The organism is Peribacillus sp. SIMBA_075, assembly GCF_046534585.1.
The window spans coordinates 1-342 of record NZ_JAWRYN010000258.1 but is presented as its reverse complement, the minus strand read 5'-3'; the positions used below and the strand labels follow the sequence as shown (position 1 = coordinate 342).

The 342-nt window shown below is 38.0% G+C and carries 1 pseudogene; it reads right to left on the bottom strand.

Features of this window, described 5'->3' with window-relative positions:
* Nucleotides 1-342, bottom strand: a pseudogene (locus SB775_RS28140) (polysaccharide biosynthesis protein); the annotation flags it as partial.

Genomic DNA, 342 nt, shown 5'->3' with positions numbered 1-342 from the left:
GGCGCATACCACATTAATACTTGTCCACCTAGTGGGTCTGAATCGTAGAAAGCAGTGTAAATCGGATATGCAAGTGTAGAAATACCGACAACTGCTGGCAATGTTAAAAACATATTCGCCTGGAATGTTTGTGTAATTTGTAACTTTAAATAACGGTATTGTTTTTCAGTAAATGATTTTGTAATCGCTGGTACAAGCGTTAAACTAAACGCTGTTGCAAGCGATACAGGAATCATAATTAATTTATGCGTCCACATCGTGAAAATACCGAGTGCTCGCTCTGCGATATCTCCTTGACCAATCGCCTGCATAATAGAGTTAAATGTCAATGTATCAATTTGT